Source organism: Rhizobium sp. NXC14 (assembly GCF_002117485.1).
Taxonomy (GTDB): domain Bacteria; phylum Pseudomonadota; class Alphaproteobacteria; order Rhizobiales; family Rhizobiaceae; genus Rhizobium.
Window position 1 is genome coordinate 1,870,956 of record NZ_CP021030.1, and the last position, 18,433, is coordinate 1,889,388.

General features: G+C 60.7%; 14 protein-coding genes, 1 tRNA gene and 1 pseudogene. 7 read left to right on the forward strand and 9 right to left on the reverse strand.

Going from position 1 to position 18,433, the window contains the following annotated elements; all coding sequences use genetic code 11:
* Positions 1 to 43: 43 nt before the first annotated feature.
* The 4 genes from NXC14_RS09175 to NXC14_RS09190 form a co-directional block, all read right to left on the reverse strand.
* Positions 44 to 3,856, reverse strand: a complete 3,813-nt coding sequence (locus tag NXC14_RS09175; protein WP_085777874.1) for a vitamin B12-dependent ribonucleotide reductase — start codon at positions 3,854 to 3,856, stop codon at positions 44 to 46.
* A gap of 625 nt (positions 3,857 to 4,481) precedes the next feature.
* Positions 4,482 to 4,982: a xanthine phosphoribosyltransferase gene (gene gpt / locus NXC14_RS09180; RefSeq protein WP_085777875.1), complete on the reverse strand. Its 501-nt coding sequence runs from the start codon at positions 4,980 to 4,982 to the stop codon at positions 4,482 to 4,484.
* Positions 4,983 to 5,198: 216 nt separating this feature from the next.
* Complete coding sequence (locus tag NXC14_RS09185) at positions 5,199 to 6,041, reverse strand: universal stress protein (RefSeq protein WP_085777876.1); 843 nt, start codon at positions 6,039 to 6,041, stop codon at positions 5,199 to 5,201.
* 94 nt (positions 6,042 to 6,135) lie between these two features.
* Positions 6,136 to 6,912 (reverse strand): competence/damage-inducible protein A, encoded by a 777-nt coding sequence (locus NXC14_RS09190; protein WP_085777877.1) that lies wholly within the window; start codon positions 6,910 to 6,912, stop codon positions 6,136 to 6,138.
* 278 nt (positions 6,913 to 7,190) lie between these two features.
* Between NXC14_RS09190 and wrbA the strand changes: the two genes are divergently transcribed.
* The gene (wrbA, locus tag NXC14_RS09195) at positions 7,191 to 7,787 is read left to right on the forward strand and encodes an NAD(P)H:quinone oxidoreductase type IV (RefSeq protein ID WP_085777878.1); all 597 of its coding nucleotides are present in this window, start codon (positions 7,191 to 7,193) and stop codon (positions 7,785 to 7,787) included.
* Between the two features lie 212 nt (positions 7,788 to 7,999).
* Positions 8,000 to 8,085: transfer RNA gene (locus NXC14_RS09200), tRNA-Leu, on the forward strand.
* 395 nt (positions 8,086 to 8,480) lie between these two features.
* Here the strand turns inward: NXC14_RS09200 and NXC14_RS09205 are convergent.
* Entirely contained in the window at positions 8,481 to 8,855 is a 375-nt protein-coding gene (locus NXC14_RS09205; RefSeq protein ID WP_085777879.1) for a VanZ family protein, read from the reverse strand.
* A gap of 178 nt (positions 8,856 to 9,033) precedes the next feature.
* Between NXC14_RS09205 and ilvA the strand changes: the two genes are divergently transcribed.
* The 3 genes from ilvA (at position 9,034) to NXC14_RS09220 (ending at position 12,160) form a co-directional block, all read left to right on the forward strand.
* Positions 9,034 to 10,284 carry a threonine ammonia-lyase gene (gene ilvA, locus NXC14_RS09210; RefSeq protein WP_085777880.1) on the forward strand — a complete coding sequence of 417 codons (1,251 nt, stop codon included), beginning with the start codon at positions 9,034 to 9,036 and terminating at the stop codon, positions 10,282 to 10,284.
* A 37-nt stretch (positions 10,285 to 10,321) separates the two neighbouring features.
* Positions 10,322 to 10,648 (forward strand): HlyU family transcriptional regulator, encoded by a 327-nt coding sequence (locus tag NXC14_RS09215; protein ID WP_085777881.1) that lies wholly within the window; start codon positions 10,322 to 10,324, stop codon positions 10,646 to 10,648.
* Positions 10,649 to 10,891: 243 nt separating this feature from the next.
* On the forward strand, positions 10,892 to 12,160 hold the full coding sequence (locus NXC14_RS09220) for a GGDEF domain-containing protein (protein ID WP_085777882.1): 1,269 nt from the start codon (positions 10,892 to 10,894) through the stop codon (positions 12,158 to 12,160).
* A gap of 225 nt (positions 12,161 to 12,385) precedes the next feature.
* Here NXC14_RS09220 and NXC14_RS09225 read toward each other — a convergent pair.
* Positions 12,386 to 13,161 (reverse strand): annotated as a pseudogene (locus NXC14_RS09225) (SDR family oxidoreductase).
* Between the two features lie 103 nt (positions 13,162 to 13,264).
* On the opposite strand from NXC14_RS09225, the gene NXC14_RS09230 reads away from it, so the two are divergent.
* Positions 13,265 to 13,840, forward strand: coding sequence for a TetR/AcrR family transcriptional regulator (locus NXC14_RS09230; RefSeq protein WP_085777883.1), 576 nt, complete (start codon positions 13,265 to 13,267; stop codon positions 13,838 to 13,840).
* Between the two features lie 48 nt (positions 13,841 to 13,888).
* Here the strand turns inward: NXC14_RS09230 and NXC14_RS09235 are convergent, their stop codons facing one another.
* Positions 13,889 to 14,503: an FMN-dependent NADH-azoreductase gene (locus tag NXC14_RS09235; RefSeq protein WP_085777884.1), complete on the reverse strand. Its 615-nt coding sequence runs from the start codon at positions 14,501 to 14,503 to the stop codon at positions 13,889 to 13,891.
* Between the two features lie 138 nt (positions 14,504 to 14,641).
* Here NXC14_RS09235 and NXC14_RS09240 point away from each other — a divergent pair, with 138 nt between their 5' ends.
* A complete protein-coding gene (locus NXC14_RS09240) occupies positions 14,642 to 15,610 on the forward strand; it encodes a LysR family transcriptional regulator (protein ID WP_085780045.1) in 969 nt (322 codons plus the stop codon).
* A 39-nt stretch (positions 15,611 to 15,649) separates the two neighbouring features.
* Here the strand turns inward: NXC14_RS09240 and NXC14_RS09245 are convergent, their stop codons facing one another.
* Together NXC14_RS09245 and NXC14_RS09250 are read right to left on the reverse strand one after the other, a co-directional pair.
* Positions 15,650 to 17,638 (reverse strand): bifunctional 2',3'-cyclic-nucleotide 2'-phosphodiesterase/3'-nucleotidase, encoded by a 1,989-nt coding sequence (locus NXC14_RS09245; RefSeq protein ID WP_085777885.1) that lies wholly within the window; start codon positions 17,636 to 17,638, stop codon positions 15,650 to 15,652.
* 369 nt (positions 17,639 to 18,007) lie between these two features.
* Positions 18,008 to 18,403, reverse strand: a complete 396-nt coding sequence (locus NXC14_RS09250) for a PilZ domain-containing protein (RefSeq protein WP_085777886.1) — start codon at positions 18,401 to 18,403, stop codon at positions 18,008 to 18,010.
* Positions 18,404 to 18,433: the final 30 nt, after the last annotated feature.

Below are 18,433 nucleotides of genomic sequence, written 5' to 3' on the forward strand. Positions count from 1 at the left end.
CTTGAAGTCTATTCCTCAAAACACTGAAGAACCGCAATCCTGCTCAGCTGCATCCGCTCGTCGCACCACACGTGTCGCACTTCTCGCAGGTGCCGTTCCTCACCATCGTGAAGTTCTGGCACTCCGAGCACATATTACCCGTGTACCCCTGCATGATCGAGCGTTGGCGGCGTTCGGCTTCCATCTTCTTGGCTTCAGTCTTCGCCGTTGCCGCGTCCGCTGCCGCCTTGTCGGAGAAGAGGGCGGTGGCGTCGCTGGCGATTTCCTCGAGCACCTCTTCGGCAATCTCCTCGGCCAATTCCTTGGCGCGCTCCTCGTAATCGCGCTTGAAGGCGACGATCTCGGAGGTGGAGACGGCAACCGTCGGTTCCAGCTTGCGGGCAGCGGCACCTGCAAATGCTGTTACCGTGCCGGTGGAGGCGGCGCGAGCAGGGGCTGCGGTGGCCGCACCCTTGGGTTCGCCGACCTGCCGTTCGCCGCCGGTGCCGGGCACCAGCGTCGGCTTGTAGCCGCGGGTCCAGCCGGTGGAGAGCAGGTTGGTCTTGCCTTCCTGAATGCCCTTGCCGAGCGCCGTGTTCGAGAAATCCGACGTATCGACATGCGCGAGGTCATGGCGGCCGAGATAGGAGACGGCCAGTTCACGGAAGACGTAGTCGAGGATCGAGGTGGCATTCTTGATGGCATCGTTACCGATGACCATGCCGGCAGGCTCGAACTTGGTGAAGGTGAAGGCCTCGACATATTCCTCGAGCGGCACGCCATATTGCAGGCCGAGCGAGATGGCGATGGCGAAATTGTTCATCATCGCACGGAAGGCTGCACCTTCCTTGTGCATGTCGATGAAGATCTCGCCGAGGCGGCCGTCGCCGAATTCGCCGGTTCTGAGATAGACCTTGTGTCCGCCCACGGTGGCCTTCTGGGTATAGCCCTGGCGGCGGTTCGGCAGCTTCTCGCGTTCGCGCGAAACACGCTCGATCACCCGTTCGATGATCTTCTCGGTGACGGTAACGGCCTGGGCGGCGACCGGCGCCTGCAGCAGTTCTTCCAGCGCTTCCTCGTCGTTCTCGTCTTCGATCAGCGAGGCGTTGAGCGGCTGCGACAGCTTCGAGCCGTCACGGTAGAGGGCGTTCGCTTTGAGGCCGAGCTTCCAGGAGAGCATATAGGCGTTCTTGCAATCCTCGACGGTTGCCTCGTTCGGCATGTTGATCGTCTTGGATATCGCGCCTGAGATGAAGGGCTGGGCAGCCGCCATCATGCGGATATGGCTTTCCACGGATAGGTAACGCTTGCCGATCTTGCCGCAGGGATTGGCGCAATCGAAGACCGGCAGATGCTCGGCCTTGAGAAAGGGCGCGCCTTCCAGCGTCATCGCACCGCAGACATGGATGTTGGCGGCTTCGATGTCCTTCTTCGAGAAGCCCATATGGTCGAGCAGGTTGAAGCTCATGTCAGCGAGCTGCTCGTCGGAAACCTTCAGCGTGTCCTTCAGGAAGTCGGCGCCGAGCGTCCACTGATTGAAGACGAACTTGATGTCGAAGGCGCTCTTCAGCGCGGCGTTGACGGCTTCCACCTTCTCGTCGGTGAAGCCCTTGGCCTTCAGCGTCGACGGGTTGATCGCCGGCGCCTGGTTCAAGTTGCCGTGGCCGACTGCATAGGCCTCGATCTCGGCGATCTGGCTTTCCGAATAGCCGAGCGTGCGCAGCGCTTCCGGCACGGCGCGGTTGATGATCTTGAAGTAGCCGCCGCCGGCGAGCTTCTTGAACTTGACGAGGGCGAAGTCAGGCTCGATGCCCGTCGTGTCGCAATCCATGACGAGGCCGATCGTGCCCGTGGGGGCGATGACCGAAACCTGGGCATTGCGGTAGCCGTGCTTTTCGCCTAGCTCGAGCGCCTGGTCCCAGGCCGATTTGGCATGGGCGGCGAGATCCTGGTCGGGGTTTTCCGAATGGATCAGCGCGACCGGATCGATCGACAGCGCCTCATAGCCGGAGGTTTCGCCGTAAGCGGCGCGGCGATGGTTGCGGATGACCCTGAGCATGCTCTCGCGGTTCGGCGCGAAATTCGGGAACGGGCCGAGCTCGCCGGCCATTTCAGCCGAGGTCGCATAGCAGACGCCGGTCATGATCGCCGTCAGCGAACCGGCGATGGCACGGGCCTCAGCGGAGTCGTAGGGGATGCCCGACGACATCAGCAGGCCGCCGATATTGGCGTAGCCGAGGCCGAGCGTGCGGTATTCGTAGGAGAGTTCGGCAATGCGCTTCGACGGGAACTGCGCCATCATCACCGAGATTTCGAGCACGACGGTCCACAGGCGAACGGCATGTTCGTAGTCGCCGATATTGATGCGCTTGGTGGCCTTGTCCTTGAACTGCAAGAGGTTCAGCGAAGCGAGGTTGCAGGCCGTGTCGTCGAGGAACATGTATTCCGAGCACGGGTTCGAGCCGCGGATCGGGCCGCCGGCCGGCGAGGTGTGCCAGTCGTTCATCGTCGTGTTGAAATGGATGCCCGGATCGGCCGAAGCCCAGGCGGCATAGGAAATCGTTTCCCAGAGGTCGCGCGCCTTCAGCGTCTTCATGACCTTGCCGTCCTTGCGGGCGGTCAGCTTCCATTCGCCGTCGTTCTCGACGGCGCGCAGGAAGTCGTCCTTGATCGAGACGGAGTTGTTGGAGTTCTGGCCCGATACCGTCAGATAGGCTTCCGAATCCCAGTCCGTGTCGTAGGTCTTGAATTCGAGATCCTTGTAGCCCTGGCGGGCGAACTGGATGACACGCTGGACGTAGTTCTCCGGAACCTGATCCTTCTTGGCGGCGCGGATCTCGCGCTTCAGGGCAGGGTTCTTGGCCGGGTCGAAGCAATCGCCGTTGTCGCCTTCGCAATTGAAGCAGGCCTTCATGATCGCCTTCAGGTGCCTGGCGACGATCTTGGAGCCGGTGACGAGAGCCGCAACCTTCTGCTCTTCCTTGACCTTCCAGTTGATGTATTCCTCGATATCGGGATGGTCGATGTCGACGACCACCATCTTGGCGGCGCGGCGGGTCGTGCCGCCCGATTTGATGGCGCCGGCGGCGCGGTCGCCGATCTTCAGGAAGCTCATCAGGCCAGAGGAGCGGCCGCCGCCGGAAAGCTTCTCGCCTTCGCCGCGCAGCATGGAGAAGTTGGAGCCGGTGCCGGAGCCGTACTTGAAGAGACGCGCTTCACGCACCCAGAGATCCATGATGCCGCCTTCGTTGACGAGATCGTCCTCGACCGACTGGATGAAGCAGGCATGCGGCTGCGGGTGTTCGTAGGCGGACTTGGACTTGGTCAGCTTGCCGGTGAAGGGGTCGACATAGAAATGGCCCTGGCCGGGGCCGTCGATGCCATAGGCCCAGTGCAGGCCGGTGTTGAACCACTGCGGCGAGTTCGGAGCGACCCGCTGGGTGGCGAGCATATAGGCAAGCTCGTCCTTGAAGGCGGCAGCATCTTCTTCCGAAGAGAAATAGCCGCCCTTCCAGCCCCAATAGGTCCAGGTGCCGGCGAGGCGATCGAAGACCTGGCGCGCATCGATTTCGGAGCCGGTCTGCTCCCCCTTGGGCAGGGTCTTCAGCGCCGCATCGTCGGGAACGGAGCGCCAAAGGAAGGAAGGAACGTCATTCTCCTCGACCTTCTTCAGCCGAGTGGGGACGCCGGCCTTGCGGAAATACTTCTGCGCCAGAACGTCGGTCGCGACTTGGGAGAACTGCGCAGGCACGTCGATATTCTCGAGGCGGAAGACGATTGACCCATCCGGGTTCTTGATCTCGCTCGTCGCCTTACGGAATTCGATATCCGCATAGGCGCCTTGGCCGGCCTTCGTGAAACGACGTTCGATGCGCATAGTCTTGACCTCGCGTTGGCGCCCGTCCCCAGGGCGCAAATTTCCTATCCGGCGGCACATTGTCGTCGTGCAGCCAGTCTCGTTTCCGTATCCTGACAGGGGTGTCATCCGGAGATGTCCTTCCTGTATCTTGTGGTGATGGTGGCTGCAAACACTAAATATAGTATTAACAGCTTATTATCGCCAGCCCCGATGTCACTTTTTTTGGAGGCAGAAAACCGCGCAGAAATCCTCTCTGGCCTAGGCCGGTTCCGGCACAACAGCCTGATTCTGCGTCTTGTTTTTCAAAGGGAACCGGGCTCGTACCTCCGGTCCTGTCGCCGCCGCAACATCAGGAACAGTAAAGTTTGAAACCGCTGATTCCGTCAAGGGCTGGTTTTTAATTGAATGGTAACCACAACATCTTGTGGACGCGCCTGTGGAGATTGGGGAAAGCCGGGGAGCGCTGAAAATACAATGACTTGCGGACGATGCCGGCTAAGGAAAGTGCCGCAGCGGCAAAAAAGTGTCCTGCGGCAAATCTTGTGATGGCATTTCCGGTGCAAATGCGCTTGCCGATTCGCTGAGGAAATCAGCGCTGTCCAAAGTGCGCCGAGGATGGCGGCGCAATGCGGGTTTGCGGCGATCAGCGCGCGCCAGCGCCCTTGGCTATGGGTTCCTGGTAGGTGAAGCCCATGTCCCAGGGGAAATAGATCCAGGTGTCCTGGCTGACCTCGGTGATGAAGGTGTCGACAGTCGGCACACCCTTTGGCTTGGCGTAGACGCAGGCGAAATGCGCGTTCGGCAGCATGGTGCGAACCTGCGCCGCGGTTTTGCCGGTATCCGTCAGATCGTCGACGACGAGCACGCCTTCGCCACCGTTTTCAGTAAGCTCGGGCGCAATTCCCTTGAGCAGCACCATGTCGCCCTGATTCACATAGTCATGATAGGAGGCGATGCAGACTGTCTCGATCAGCCGGATGTTCAGTTCCCGGGAGATGATCGCGGCCGGCACCAGGCCGCCGCGGGTGATGCAGACGATCGCCTTGAAGGCTTGATCGAGGCCGGCAAGCCGCCAGGCAAGGGCGCGCGCATCGCGGTGGAATTGATCCCAGGAAACGGGAAAGGCTTTATCGGGAAGGGACATCGGGCTGCTCCGCGGCATGAATAGAGACGAAACGCCGTTGACCGGCGACCGGACGGCTTCAGCGGCAAAACGCAAATCGCGCAGCCGGAACTGCGCGAGATCGCGAGCTGCTGCGCGAGATCGCACGTGCTACTGCGCAAGACGTGGCCGGGGCTCGAAGCCTTAATCGGTCGCAGCAATTAGCGGGATTTGCCGGTAAAACGCAAGAGGAGCCGCTCATCGCGACAACAGAGTCAGCGCCGTCATTGATTGCAGCAGGCTCTTCGTCGTGCCGCCGAAGATCGCCTGCCAAAGCCGGGAATGGGTATAGGCGCCCATGACGAGAAGATCGATGCTGCTGTCCGACAGCCGGTTTTCGATGACATGCGAGGTATTCCTGTCGACGCTGTGGCCCGTCGCAAGCGTCGTCTTCACGCCATGGCGTGCAAGTGCGGCGGCGATCTCGGCGCCTGGTGTGAGCGGCGACTGCAGAGCGGTATCGGCCGGGTCGACCGAAAAAATCTCCACTTCCTCGGCCGCTTTCAGGAAGGGCAGCCCATCGAAGGTCGCGCGCGCCGCCTCCTTCGAGCCGTTCCAGGCGATCAGCACGCGCTTGATCGGCTTCGGCTGGCGGATGACGTAAGGGATCATCAGCACCGGCCGGCCGGCTTCGAAGAGGAAGCCGTCGACGTCGACATGGCTGTCGGAGGGGTTGGCCGGGTCGGCCTGCGATGCGATCAGAAGATCGGCGCTGCGGGCGCTTTCGATCAGCGGTGCGGAACCGTACCCGGCGGAGGTGGCAAAGCTGCGCCATTCCGAGGAGGCGTCGGCGGCCTGCGCTTTGGCGCGAAAGATGCGCTCGACGGCGACCGTTTCACCATGCGCCATATCCTGCAGCGCCTGGACGGCGACGGGATCGGGAATTTCCATCGGCGCCACCAGCGGCACGGCCGGTATGGTTTCGGCATGCAGGCCGATCACGTGAGCACCGCCTTCGGCGGCAACGGCAAAGGCAAAATCGGCAACGGCGGCGCTGTTGTCTACCGTATCGAGAATGGCGAGAATGGTTTTGTAAGACATATCAATTCTCCTTGCGCTGAAATGACGTGCGCGAGGGACGGAATGCACCAGACCGTTCTCCCGTTCTTCCTTGACGGGGATCAAGTCCGGCTTCTCATGCCTCGGCGGAATGGTTTTCTGCGATCTCCTTGTTCCGGCGGATGGCGTCGATCATCGCGTGGACCTCGGCGCCGGCCGCATCGATTGCCGCCTGCGCGCGGCCGCGCACGACGATCTCGGTCGAGAATTTCTGGCCGATATAACGCGGGTAGGAACCGATGCTGGTATCCGGATGCGCTTTCTGGATCGCGGCAAGGGGCGTGCCGATATCTCCTTCGCCATAAGGGCAGGCGATGGCGAGCGAGAGAACCGGCGTGCCGGTCCGAAGCGTCGGCAGCACATTGTCGACCATCGCCTGAAAGACCTGCGGCACGCCGGCCATGACATAGACATTGCCGATGATGAAGCCGGGTGCCGTCGACACCGGATTGGGGATATGAGCGGCACCCCGCGGCATGCGCGCCATGCGCTGGCGCGCCTCGGTGAATTCCATCTCGCGGCGACGGTACATATCGGCCAGCAGCGTCATCGCCGCTTCGTCATATTCGCAGGGCAGGCCGAAAGCCTTGGCGATCGCATCGGCGGTGATGTCGTCATGCGTCGGCCCGATGCCGCCCGAGGTGAAGACGTAGTCATAGCGAGCGCGAAGCGCATTCAGCGCCTCGACGATCGCCTGCTCGTCGTCGGCGACGATTCGCACTTCCTTGAGATCTATGCCGGACAGGGTGAGCAGATCGGCGAGGTGGCCGATATTCTTGTCCTTTGTGCGGCCGGAAAGGAGTTCGTCGCCGATGGCGAGCATGGCGGCGGTGACGACGGTGTCATGGCTCATAGGATGTTCCGTGATGTGAGGCTGGTCAATAGGTAGCGCCCTCAGGCTGCTTTGCAAACACGCGCGCGTAATGCCGAAAAGGATGAGCGATTTCGGACGATACGATGCTCTTTAGAACGAGCCGATGCGTCACTTTCGCGCCAAATCAGAACCGCAAGCGAATTTTCGTCTACGCACGTTGAACACTGAGTTCTCCCGCGCAGGGCTGCCTTCGGCCCTGGGCGCTGGTAGAAACCCGCCGGTTACGAAATTCCCCGCTGTTTTAAGGAAAATGGAAGATGGCGAAAGTTCTCGTTCTTTATTACTCGGCCTATGGCCATATCGAAACCATGGCCTATGCCGTTGCTGAAGGCGCTAGGTCGGCTGGTGCCGACGTCACCGTCAAGCGCGTCCCGGAATTGGTACCGGAAGAGGTCGCCAAGGCCTCTCACTACAAGATCGACCAGGCCGCGCCGATCGCCACCGTCGATGAACTGACGGATTATGACGCAATCATCGTCGGCGCCGGCACCCGCTTCGGCACGGTCGCCTCGCAGATGCGCAATTTCTGGGACCAGACGGGCGGCCTTTGGTTCACCGGCAAGCTCGTCGGCAAAATCGGTTCGGTCTTCACCTCTTCGGCGACCCAGCATGGCGGCCAGGAATCGACCATCCTCGGCTTCATCCCCACCTTCCTGCACCAGGGCATGGTCGTCGCCGGTCTGCCTTACGCCTTCCAGGGCCAGATGGGCACTGAGGAAGTCAAGGGCGGCTCGCCTTACGGCGCCTCCACCATCACCAACGGCGACGGTTCGCGCCAGCCTTCCGAGATCGAACTCGAAGGTGCCAAATACCAGGGCGCCCATGTCGCCCGGCTCGCTGCCAAGCTCGCTTGATCTCGATGCGTAAATGATGAAGGCGCGATGGGCGTGAGCCCGCCGCGCCTTTTCAGTTTCTCGGGCCAGACGAAACGAGCGGCGCCGACAGTCACTTTCGAGTTAAAATACCTGCCCATTCATTCCGTGGCGCTGCCGGCAGAGCCAATATTATTTTTACGCCCCACGGCTCTTCCCATCGCCCATGACGCAAGATATTGAAAACGCCGCAAGCGGGCGTGGCGAAACTGGTAGACGCAAGGGACTTAAAATCCCTCGGCCTTAGGCTATACGGGTTCGATCCCCGTCGCCCGCACCAGCCTACGCTCTGTGAGCTTCGGCTCGGCGAGCCGAAGAGAGCAGCCAAGCGAAGGCTGTCGCGCCGTAGTTCCGTCAGGAACGAAGGCGGACCGGTTCGATAATGCCCCCGTTAGCTGCAACAATCGTTATGATCCTGTTGGAATATGCCTGTATCTTGCGCGGAAGAGCGCGTTATTGCTTGACAATGACATTTTCGGTGCAAGGATTGCGCCGCGGCGGTAGAGTAAGTGTTGTCTTGTGGGAGTAAGACGATGGTTTACGATTGGAGCGGGACCAGGGTTCGGCGCGTCCGGATCTTCAGGACGAGCGTCGCATTTGTTCTTGCAACTGTTGTGGCTGCGATACCGCTGTTTTTCTGGGCAACGGATTTGCCGGGTTTCTGATCCGCAATAGTCAGCGTTCTGTGAAAGGCAGGCTGTTTGGAGCTCTGCTCTCGCGCCATCTGTTGATCACCCAGCCGGCAGCGAGGCCGAGGGCAGCGCCCATGGCCTTGATGCCTGCGTCATGCAGGCGCGGATGGCGGGTCGGCGCGAAATACTGCAGATATTCGATGGCGACCGCCCCAATGATCAGCAGCACGGCCACCAGTTTCCACTGCTTCGGATAGGCGAGCGCAAAGGCAAGGCCGAGCAGAACATAGGCGGTGCCGCGGTCCGCATCGACCGTCGTCACCGTATCCGGTCTCAGCCCGATCGGCGAAACCGTGACAAACAGGATGAGGGCGAGCAGCAGCCAGGCGAGCGGTCTTGCGAATTTGAAGATCATCATCGCTCCATATAAGTGGCAGGCCTTTCCATTGACAGTTAAAATCAGTTCATCTGCCGCCGATTTTGCAATTGGCTTAAGAAAGGCTCTATGGGCTGAGCCGGCTGGTCAGTGAACCTTTCCTTTAGCAGCCGGCCTGTGCCATAGCGGCGGTGACCAATCATGAGAATGGACCACGCCCGTGACGAGACTTGACGTCGAAAGCGCCGAAGAGGCAATGCGCAGCCTCTTTCCGGCAACGCCGCTGCAGCTCAATGACCATCTCTCGGCCCGCTACGGTGCCGATATTTGGCTGAAGCGCGAGGATCTGTCGCCGGTGCGCTCCTATAAGATCCGCGGCGCCTTCAATTTTTTCCGCAAGGCGATCGGGCAGGGGGCGGCCGGCAAGACCTTCGTCTGTGCCTCGGCCGGCAACCACGCCCAAGGCTTTGCCTATGTCTGCCGTCATTTCGGCGTGCCGGGCGTCGTCTTCATGCCGGTGACGACGCCGCAGCAGAAAATCGACAAGACCCGCATGTTCGGCGCTGAATTCATCACTATCCGGCTGTTCGGCGACTTTTTCGATCAGTGCTATCAGGCGGCGCGCGAGCATGTCGAGGCGGTCGGCGGCGTCATGGTGCCGCCCTTCGACCATGCCGATATCATCGAGGGGCAGGCGACGGTCGCTGCCGAGATCATGCAGCAGCTGCCCGAGGGAACCGTGCCCGATATGGTGGTTCTGCCCGTCGGCGGCGGTGGACTGGCCGCCGGAATCACCGGCTATCTCGAGGGCATCGTGCCGAAATCGGCCTTTGTCTTCGCCGAACCGGCCGGTGCGCCAAGCCTCAGGCGCAGCATCGAGGCAGGCAAGGTGACGACGCTTGCCAAGGTCGACAATTTCGTTGACGGCGCAGCCGTCGCCCGCATCGGCGACCTGAATTTCGCCGCCCTTCGCGATTTTCCGGCAAGCCAAGTGCAGCTGATGCCGGAAAACGCCATCTGCGTCACCATCCAGGAGATGCTGAACGTCGAGGGCGTCGTGCTGGAGCCGGCGGGCGCCCTGTCGCTGACGGCAATCGCCGCGATGGATCGCCAGGCAATCCGCGGCAAGACCATCGTCGCCGTCGTCTCCGGCGGCAATTTCGATTTCGAGCGCCTGCCTGACGTAAAGGAAAGAGCCATGCGTTACGCAGGGCTGAAGAAATACTTTATCCTCAGGCTGGCCCAACGTCCGGGAGCGCTCCGGGATTTCCTCAATCTGCTCGGCCCCGACGACGATATCGCCCGCTTCGAATATCTGAAAAAATCGGCGCGCAACTTCGGCTCCATCCTGATCGGCATCGAAACCAAGGCGCCTGAGAATTTTGCCCGACTGGTTGCAAATTTCGAAGCTTCCGGCATGGGTTACGAGGATATCACCGAAAACGAGATCCTCGCTAACCTGATCATTTGACTTGGCGATCGGAAGGGCGTCGTGCTAGAGACACGACATGGCTTCGTTCATTTCAAATCTCTTTTCGATGTTCTCCGGCGGCGGCAAACCGGCCGGTGAGGCGGCAGCCCCGTCCGGCGAGCCGCAGCTTTATGGCGATTGCACGATCTATGCGGAGCCGCGCAAGGAGGGCAGTCAGTATCGCCTTGCCGGCCGTATCGAAAAGAAGGTCGGCGACGAGGTGCTGGTGCGCAATTTCATCCGCGCCGATATGTTTTCCTCCTTCGACGATGCGATCGAATGCACGGTGCGCAAGGCGCAGCAGATTGTCGATCAGCATGGTTCGTCGCTCTTCGGTGACGGCGAGAAGGTTCGTCAGGTCTGAAATCGATCCCGATCAATCGGAATCGGCCGCAGCCCGGAAATGCCGTTGCTTTTCAACACCGTGACTTGCGCTCTCGAAGGAAGCAGGTTTGCATACGTAATCTTAAAGGATTGCGGTGAAAGCTATTGCCTGCAGGATTTGCAGGGCTGCCCTCGTGTTCCACTTTTTCAGACGCTCGATCATTGGATCCGCCGCCGTGCCGGCAGGGTGCCGGGGGCACCGGCCTGAAGCCGAGGTGTTGTCATGGAAGTGCTGAACCTCGCGCTTTTCGTCGTCGAAGCCATCGCCTATTTCGTGCTGATGGTGACGCTTCTGCATTTCCGCCATCGGCTTGGCCTCGGCGTCTTTCTGACGGCGCTCGGCGTCATGCATTTCATGGAGACTTATCTGGCGGCAGTCTTTTACGTCTCGCTGCCGTTCGGCGATGTGTCGCCGGGCTCATCCGTCTTCTTCTCCGGCAAGCTGATGATGATCCTGATGCTGTATCTGTGGGAGGATGCCGCGACGGTGCGCCAGCCGATCTACGGCCTGTTTCTCGGCAATCTGCTGACCGTCGGCATCGCCTGGGTGCTGCAACTGCACCAGCCGCTGCAGCTGTCGTCGAACCACACGCCCGACGTCGATTTCCTGAAAGAGATGGGCTGGCTGATGATTTGGGGCACGGCGCTGCTCTATGTCGATTCGCTCGGCATCATCCTGCTCTACGAAAAGCTCGGCGATTTCTTCCGCAGGCGTGTCGTCCTGCGTTTCATGATCTCCGGCTTTGTGCTGCTGACTTTCGACCAGATCGGCTTCTTTGCCGCACTGCACTATTTCCTCGATGTTCCAGTCGCCGTATTCTGGGGTGGCTGGAAGGCGAAGATGCTCTCCGTCGGCCTCTATGGGGCGATGTTTGCCGTCTATGAATATCGGATCCGCCGCCTTGGCGCTGACGCCGCCGCGCGCTCCATCAGCGACGTTTTCAGTGATCTCACCTTTCGCGAGCGCTATAATGACCTTCTGGAGCGCACCGGCCGCGATATGCTTACCGGCGTCTATGACCGCACACGCATGGAACTCGAAGCGCCGGTGATGCTGCGCGAGGCCTTGAGGCAGGGGCTGCTTGCCACCGTCCTCATTATTGACGCCGATCACTTCAAGGATGTCAACGATGGTCATGGCCATCTTCAGGGCGATGAGGTGCTGAGGGCGATAGCCGCCCGGCTCGGCACGACGCTGCGGTCCAGCGACCGCATCTTCCGCTTCGGCGGCGAGGAATTCGTCGCCGTCTGCCCCGGCACAAGCCATGAGGAAGGGTTGCTCCTTGCCGAACGCCTGCGCTGGACGATCGAGACCAGCGTCAAAACACCGGACGATAAGCCGGTCACGGTCAGCATCGGCGTTGCGACCGCTGACGAGGACGGCATCAGCTTTACGACGGTGCTCACCGCCGCCGACGGCAGGCTCTACGCGGCAAAGAAAAGCGGCCGCAATTGCGTCGTCGGCCGCTCCGCCATGGTGCAATCAAGTTAGGCGGCGGGTCGCGTCACCAACCGCAGCGCGCTGCGGTGTTCGGGATGTTGAGAAAATCGAAACAGATTCCTTCAAGCCTATGGTTTTTGCCATCCTCAATGTGGCGCTCGTCCTGTTTCATATTGCTCACCCGCGCAATGCGTAAGAGTTGAGATAAAGTAGCCGTAGCAAGGCTGGCTGCGGAGGGAGCGGGGGCTGGGCAGGTTTTGTCAACCCCTGCTGCAGTCAGGCGGCGCGGAAGATCTTGGCGCCCGACGGCGCGCTCGTCATGCCGCCATCGACGGTGATTTCTATGCCGGTGACGTTGGCAGAATCGTTCGAGGCGAGATAGAGCGCTGCCTTGGCGATTTCCTCGGCTTCGCTCATGCGGCCGAGCGGGCTCAGGCCGCCCATGCGAGCCTCGAGCGCCGACATCGCATCTTCCGTTGGTGCCATCGGCGACCAGATCGGCGTCTTGGTGCCGCCTGGCGTCACCTGGTTGACGCGGATGCCGCGCGGCGCAAGTTCCGACGCCATATTGCGCGTCATGGCGCGCACCGCAGCCTTCGTCGCCGCATAGGCCGACCAGCCGGGAGCGCCGAGCACGGCATGCACCGAGCCGTTGAGGATCACCGAGCTGCCGTCGCTGAGATGCGGCAGGGCCGCTTGCACGGTGAAGAACACTGCCGTCAGGTTGGTGCTGATGATCCGATTGAACTGCTCCGGCGACGTGTCACCGAGCGGTGTTGCGCCGCCGATGCCGGCGTTGGCGAAGACGATGTCGAACTTACCGACCTTCGCGGCCGCTTCCGCAAAAGCCTTCTCGGTGGCGACGGCATCGGTGACATCGACCTTCAGCGCCAGCACACCGGCCCCAAGCGCCTTTTCGGCGGCGGCAAGCGTTTCCGGGTTGCGGCCGGTGATCACCACCTTGGCACCTCGTCGATGAAGACTTTGGCAGTCGCAAGACCGATACCGCTGTTTCCGCCGGTGATCAGGGCGACCTTGTTTCTTAGACGCATGATTCATGCTCCTTGGAAATGACAACGATCTGGATTACGATCGCTATCTATAAGGATTATGATTGCAATCCACATGAGTCAAGAGGCAATACGGGAGAGTCCGATGGGCCGTTCGCAGCTGGAAAAACAGAAGACGCACGAGAAAATCGTCGAGACTGCGTCAAAGCGGTTGCGCGAAGAGGGGTTAGAAGGCATCGGCGTCGCCGACCTGATGAAGGAGGCCGGGCTGACCGTCGGCGGCTTCTACAAGCACTTCGCCTCCCGTGACGATCTCGTCGCCGAAGCGATCGAGTCCGCCTTCGATTCATGGGGGCGCAGGCTGGAAGCAGAGGGTGTGGACCCCGCGAAGATGACGGCTGCCGATGTCGCCGATCGCTATCTCAGCGCCTATCATCGCGACAATCCTGGCGAAGGCTGCCCTTTCGCCGCGCTGACCTCCGATATCGCGCGCAGCAGCGAGAAGGCGCGGCGCATTGCCACGGAGCGGCTCGAACGCAATTTCCAGGCATTGGCCGGCAAGGCCACGGGAGCAAATAAAGGGGAAAGACGGCGAAAGGCAATCATGGCTTTCGCCATGATGGCAGGCGGCGTCGGCCTTGCCAGGGTTTCCTCGGATGAGGCTCTTTCGGGCGAAATCCTGGAGACGATCCGGGATTTCGTCGCCGATATCGGCAAATGACGAACGGCCGGCAGGTGCCGGCCGTTCAATGGAGGGTTCTGAAGCCGATCAGGCTGCGAGTGCGATTTCGTCGACGCGCGACTTGGCGGCGCCGATGGCCTTTTCGGCTGCTTCCGGGCCGAAAGCAAGGCCTTCGACATAGATGGTCTCGATATCGGTGATGCCGAGGAAGCCGAGAACCGATTTCAGGTAAGGCACGGCATGGTTCAGAGGAGCAGCCGGTCCCTGCGAGTAGACGCCGCCGGAAGCAAGCACCACATAAACCTTCTTGCCCGTTACGAGGCCCACCGGGCCGCTTTCCGTGTACTTGAAGGTCACGCCGGCGCGGGCGACATTGTCGATCCACGTCTTCAGCGACGAATAGATGTTGAAGTTGATCAGGCCGGTGCTGATGACGATCGTGTCGGCGGCAAACAGTTCGGCGACCAGTTCGTCGGAGGTCTTGATGGCTGCGATCTCTTCGGCGGTGCGGGCTTCCGCCGGCTTGCGGATCGCGCCGGTGAAGAGGTCGTCGATATGCGGCAGCGGCGTGGCGGCAAGGTCGCGGCGGACGACGACGCTGCCCGGCTTCTGGTTTTTCAGCTTCTCGGCGAGATCGGCGGCGATTGGGGTCGAGAGCGATTCGGCACGCGGGCTGGACGTCAGAAGAAGAATGGACGACATGGATCATTTCCTTTCGAATTGAACAGAACGGCTCGTTGCTGGGAGATGAGCCGCGGTGTCGAACAGGAAAATAAGTCTGGCCTGCTATCGAAAAAACGGAGATAATGTCGATCGAAACTATCGATGGAATGGATGGAAGTGCTTCCGAACCCCACCCTGGATCAATTGCAGGTGTTTTTGACCGTTGCCGAAACCGGCAGCTTTTCGGCCGCTTCGCGGGCATTGAACCGGGCGCAATCGGTTATCAGCTATACGATCGCCAACCTGGAGGCACAGCTCGAAATGCCGCTTTTTGAGCGTTCCGGCGCGCGCCAGCCGAAGCTGACCGAGGCGGGCAAGGCGATGCTCGAGGATGCCCGCCGCATTCTGGGTGACCTGCAGGTCATGCGGGCTCGTGTCAAAAGCCTGAGGGAAGGTCTCGAAGCGGAAGTTTCCGTAGCCATCAGCGTCATGGTGCCCTCGCGGGCCGTGGTGGACGTGCTGCACGAATTCCGCGAGAGGTTTCCGACCGTTTCATTGAACCTCAACGTCGGCGAGCTCGGAATGGTCATGGATCTCATATTAACGGGCAAGGTGACGATCGGCATCGGCGGCGCTGTCCTCAAGCAAGATGATTCGCTCATCACCGAGCGAATCGGCCACTCCTTCATGTTGCCCGTTGCCGCGCCCAACCATCCGCTTGCCCAAATCAGCCGGCCCTTGACACTCGGCGACGTGCGCGAGGAAGTGCAACTCGTCGTTAGCGACGCCTCAGGCCGCACGAAGGGGCGGGATTTCAACGTCCTGTCCTACAAGACCTGGCGTGTCAGTGATATCGCGACGAAACATCAGCTTATCAAGGCCGGGCTGGGCTGGGGCGGTCTTCCGGCTTCGATCTTGCATGACGACTTGCGGAGCGGCGCGCTCGTCCATCTCGATCTGGATGCCTATGAGCAGGGCGAGTATGCCATCTATTCGATGCGCCAGCTCGCGAACCCGCCCGGACCTGCCGCCGCCTGGATGATCGAGGCGTTCCGCACCCGGCTTTCCTTCTGCCCCAACCAAGCCGATTTCCACGCCCAGATGGCGGAATTGCGCGACACCGTCTCGCCGCTTGCGGCCGAATGACGAAGGCGCGGGGGCCGCGCCTTCGCTGTCTGTCTCCGCTTAAAGGACCAGCCGGAACTTCGAGAAGCCGTCGGCACCGTCGCCAGCCTCCTCGATCTTGACGCTCTTGACTGAAGCGAGGAACTGCTTTGCCTTCGGGCCGCTGTCGAAGGTAACGGTCGTGCCCGGCAGCGGCTTGAAGGTCCAGTTCGCATCGGCCGACGGATTGATCGTCCCTTGGTCGTGGACATAACGGACGATGACGTCGCGATTGGTATCAGGCGCCTGGAAGATCACCTTATCCGCTGCAATCTCCGGGAAATTGCCGCCGCCGCCGGCGCGGTAATTGTTGGTGACGACGACGAACTTCTGAGCTGGATCGATCGGCTTGCCGTCGAAGGCGAGATTCTGGATGCGGTTGGCATCCGGATTGATGGCCTTGCCGGAGGAATCATATCTCGGCGGCTGCGACAGGTCGATCTGATAGGTCACCCCGTCGATGACATCGAAATTATAGGATGGGAAGTCGTTGTTGAGCAGCGGCGCATCCTTCGATCCGGCTTCGATGTGATTGAACATGCCGGCCGACATTTCGAGCCAGTTCTTCACTTGCGCGCCGGTGATGGCGACAGCCTGCACCGTGTTCGGATAGAGGTAGAGGTCGGCGACGTTCTTGATGGCGATATCGCCGGCCGGAACGTCGGTATAATAATCCGCGCCGCCGCGACCGCCGGCCTTGAAGGGAGCCGCAGCCGAAAGCACCGGCAGATCCTTGAATTGCGTGTCGGCGAGCATCTGTTTGATGTACCAGGTCTGGGCCTGGCTGACGACCTGAACGGAAGGATCGTCGGCGACGAGCGCGAAATAGGAATAGAGCGGCGCGGCGGTCTTGCCGACAGGCGTGCGGACATAGGCGAGCGTCGCCTCATGCTCTGATTTGGCGGCCTCGACCACCTCTTTCTTGTCGGCGTAATCGGCGACTACTTTCTTCTTGTCGTCGCGATGATAGATCGGCCGGGCTTCCGAGGTGAAATCGACGATCTTCCAGCTGTTGCCGTCCTTTTCCAAGAGCAGGTCGATAAGGCCGAGATGCGAGCCCCAGAAGCCTGCCATCACGGCGGGCTTGCCATGCAGTGTGCCCTTGACCGAGTCGGCATTGGCGACGCCGTTCCAGCTCTTCGGGCCGGGGAAGACGAGATGCTGGTGACCGGTGAAGATCGCGTCGATCCCCTCGACTGCGGCGAGATGCAGCGAGGCGTTTTCCATTTTTTCGGACGGCGCGCTGCCGTCGATGCCGGAATGGGAGAGGGCGATGACGATATCGGCGCCGGCCTCTTTCATCGCGGGGACCCAGGCCTTGGCGGCTTCGACGATGTCACGCGTCTGCGCCTTGCCCTCGAGATTCTTGATATCCCAGAGCATGATTTGCGGCGGCACGAAGCCGATGAATCCGATCTTGACCGGGCTCTCCTTGCCGGCGCCGTCCTTGATCTGCTTTTCCACGATGACGTAGGGTTTGAAGAAAAGGTCGTCCTGCTTCGGGTCCGAGGCGAGCTGACCTTTGGTCAGGTTGGCGCAGACGAAGGGGAAGTTGGCGCCCGACAGCACCTTGAACATGAAGTCGAGGCCGTAGTTGAACTCGTGATTTCCGAGCGTGCCGACGGTATAGCCGAGAGTGTTCATCGCCTTGATCACGGGATGGACGTCGCCGTGCTTCATGCCGTGCTGATAGGCCATATAGTCGCCCATCGGATTGCCCTGGAGTACGTCGCCATTGTCGACAAGCAGCGAGTTGACGGCCTCGGCGCGGATCGCGTCGATGATCGTTCCGGTGCGCGCCAGACCCATCGTGTCGTTCGGCTTGTCGGCATAATAGTCATAGGGGAAGACGTTGACGTGAATGTCCGTCGTTTCCATCAGCCGGAGATGCGCCCGGTTGGCGCCGGCGCGCGCGCTGAAAGGGTGCAGCAGCACGAGGGCGGAGGTGGCGGCAATGCCGCCAAGCAAGGAACGGCGGCTCATCAAGCCAACGTCGAAAATGGAAGACATAGAAGCTCTCCTTCAAAGATCGTGCATCGTCCGGCTCCTCAGAATTAGGACGATTTGGCGAGGAGTGCACTGCGAAAATGACAGGACGGCAAACAATCAGTGGCAAAGGCGCAATGGTTTTGAAACGCAACTTGTAGTCTGAGGCGGTATCCCTTGGGAAGGGGGCACGAGCAGGGTCGTGATTGCAAGGACAAAGATTTCGGAGGCAACGCGTCCAGTGCGGACGACAACGCGGAGACGTTTACGGCGGCGATACGGAAAGTCGCTGGCGGCGGCAGATCCTCGATCTCCATCGCCTCGGGCGGCACCAGCACCAACCGCAGCTCCTGACCGATCTCAGCCGCTCCTCGACGTAATAGCGGTGCGGCCTTACGCTTTCAGCGTCGACGGATGAGGTGGGCGGTCGCCGCCGGTCGCGGCTCTCAGCTGACGAACCGCCAGCACCGGCCGTATTTCCTTATGGAAAAAGCGGAAATAAGAGGCGACCTGTGCCCGCGCATTCGAATTCACATCGAACTGCACGCCGATGCGGCCATTGTGCTTCCAGCGGATGATCCCTTCGAGCAGTCCGAGATTTTCGGCTTCGATGCGCACTTTGCTGCCGGAAGCGGCATGGAGCGGCGTCTTCGTCTCCAGGGCGGCGCCGGTCACCGACAGGTTGAGAATGCGGACATCCACTTGGCTGTTCAGATATTTGACGCTGCCGAAGACACGGCAGTTTTGCCGGTCGGCCTTTCTTGCCGTGATTTTCAAGTTGCGGGTCATACTGTCTCCCTTGGATACAGTCGGAGAGCA

Coding starts and splice junctions, on each gene's coding strand:
- NXC14_RS09220 (WP_085777882.1), top strand. CDS start 10,892: ATGGAAGTGCTGAACCTCGCGCTTTTCGTCGTCGAAGCCATCGCCTAT.
- NXC14_RS09185 (WP_085777876.1), bottom strand. CDS start 6,041: ATGTCTTACAAAACCATTCTCGCCATTCTCGATACGGTAGACAACAGC.
- gpt (WP_085777875.1), bottom strand. CDS start 4,982: ATGTCCCTTCCCGATAAAGCCTTTCCCGTTTCCTGGGATCAATTCCAC.
- NXC14_RS09215 (WP_085777881.1), top strand. CDS start 10,322: ATGGCTTCGTTCATTTCAAATCTCTTTTCGATGTTCTCCGGCGGCGGC.
- NXC14_RS09175 (WP_085777874.1), bottom strand. CDS start 3,856: ATGCGCATCGAACGTCGTTTCACGAAGGCCGGCCAAGGCGCCTATGCG.
- NXC14_RS09250 (WP_085777886.1), bottom strand. CDS start 18,403: ATGACCCGCAACTTGAAAATCACGGCAAGAAAGGCCGACCGGCAAAAC.
- wrbA (WP_085777878.1), top strand. CDS start 7,191: ATGGCGAAAGTTCTCGTTCTTTATTACTCGGCCTATGGCCATATCGAA.
- NXC14_RS09205 (WP_085777879.1), bottom strand. CDS start 8,855: ATGATGATCTTCAAATTCGCAAGACCGCTCGCCTGGCTGCTGCTCGCC.
- NXC14_RS09245 (WP_085777885.1), bottom strand. CDS start 17,638: ATGTCTTCCATTTTCGACGTTGGCTTGATGAGCCGCCGTTCCTTGCTT.
- NXC14_RS09235 (WP_085777884.1), bottom strand. CDS start 14,503: ATGTCGTCCATTCTTCTTCTGACGTCCAGCCCGCGTGCCGAATCGCTC.
- NXC14_RS09190 (WP_085777877.1), bottom strand. CDS start 6,912: ATGAGCCATGACACCGTCGTCACCGCCGCCATGCTCGCCATCGGCGAC.
- NXC14_RS09230 (WP_085777883.1), top strand. CDS start 13,265: ATGGGCCGTTCGCAGCTGGAAAAACAGAAGACGCACGAGAAAATCGTC.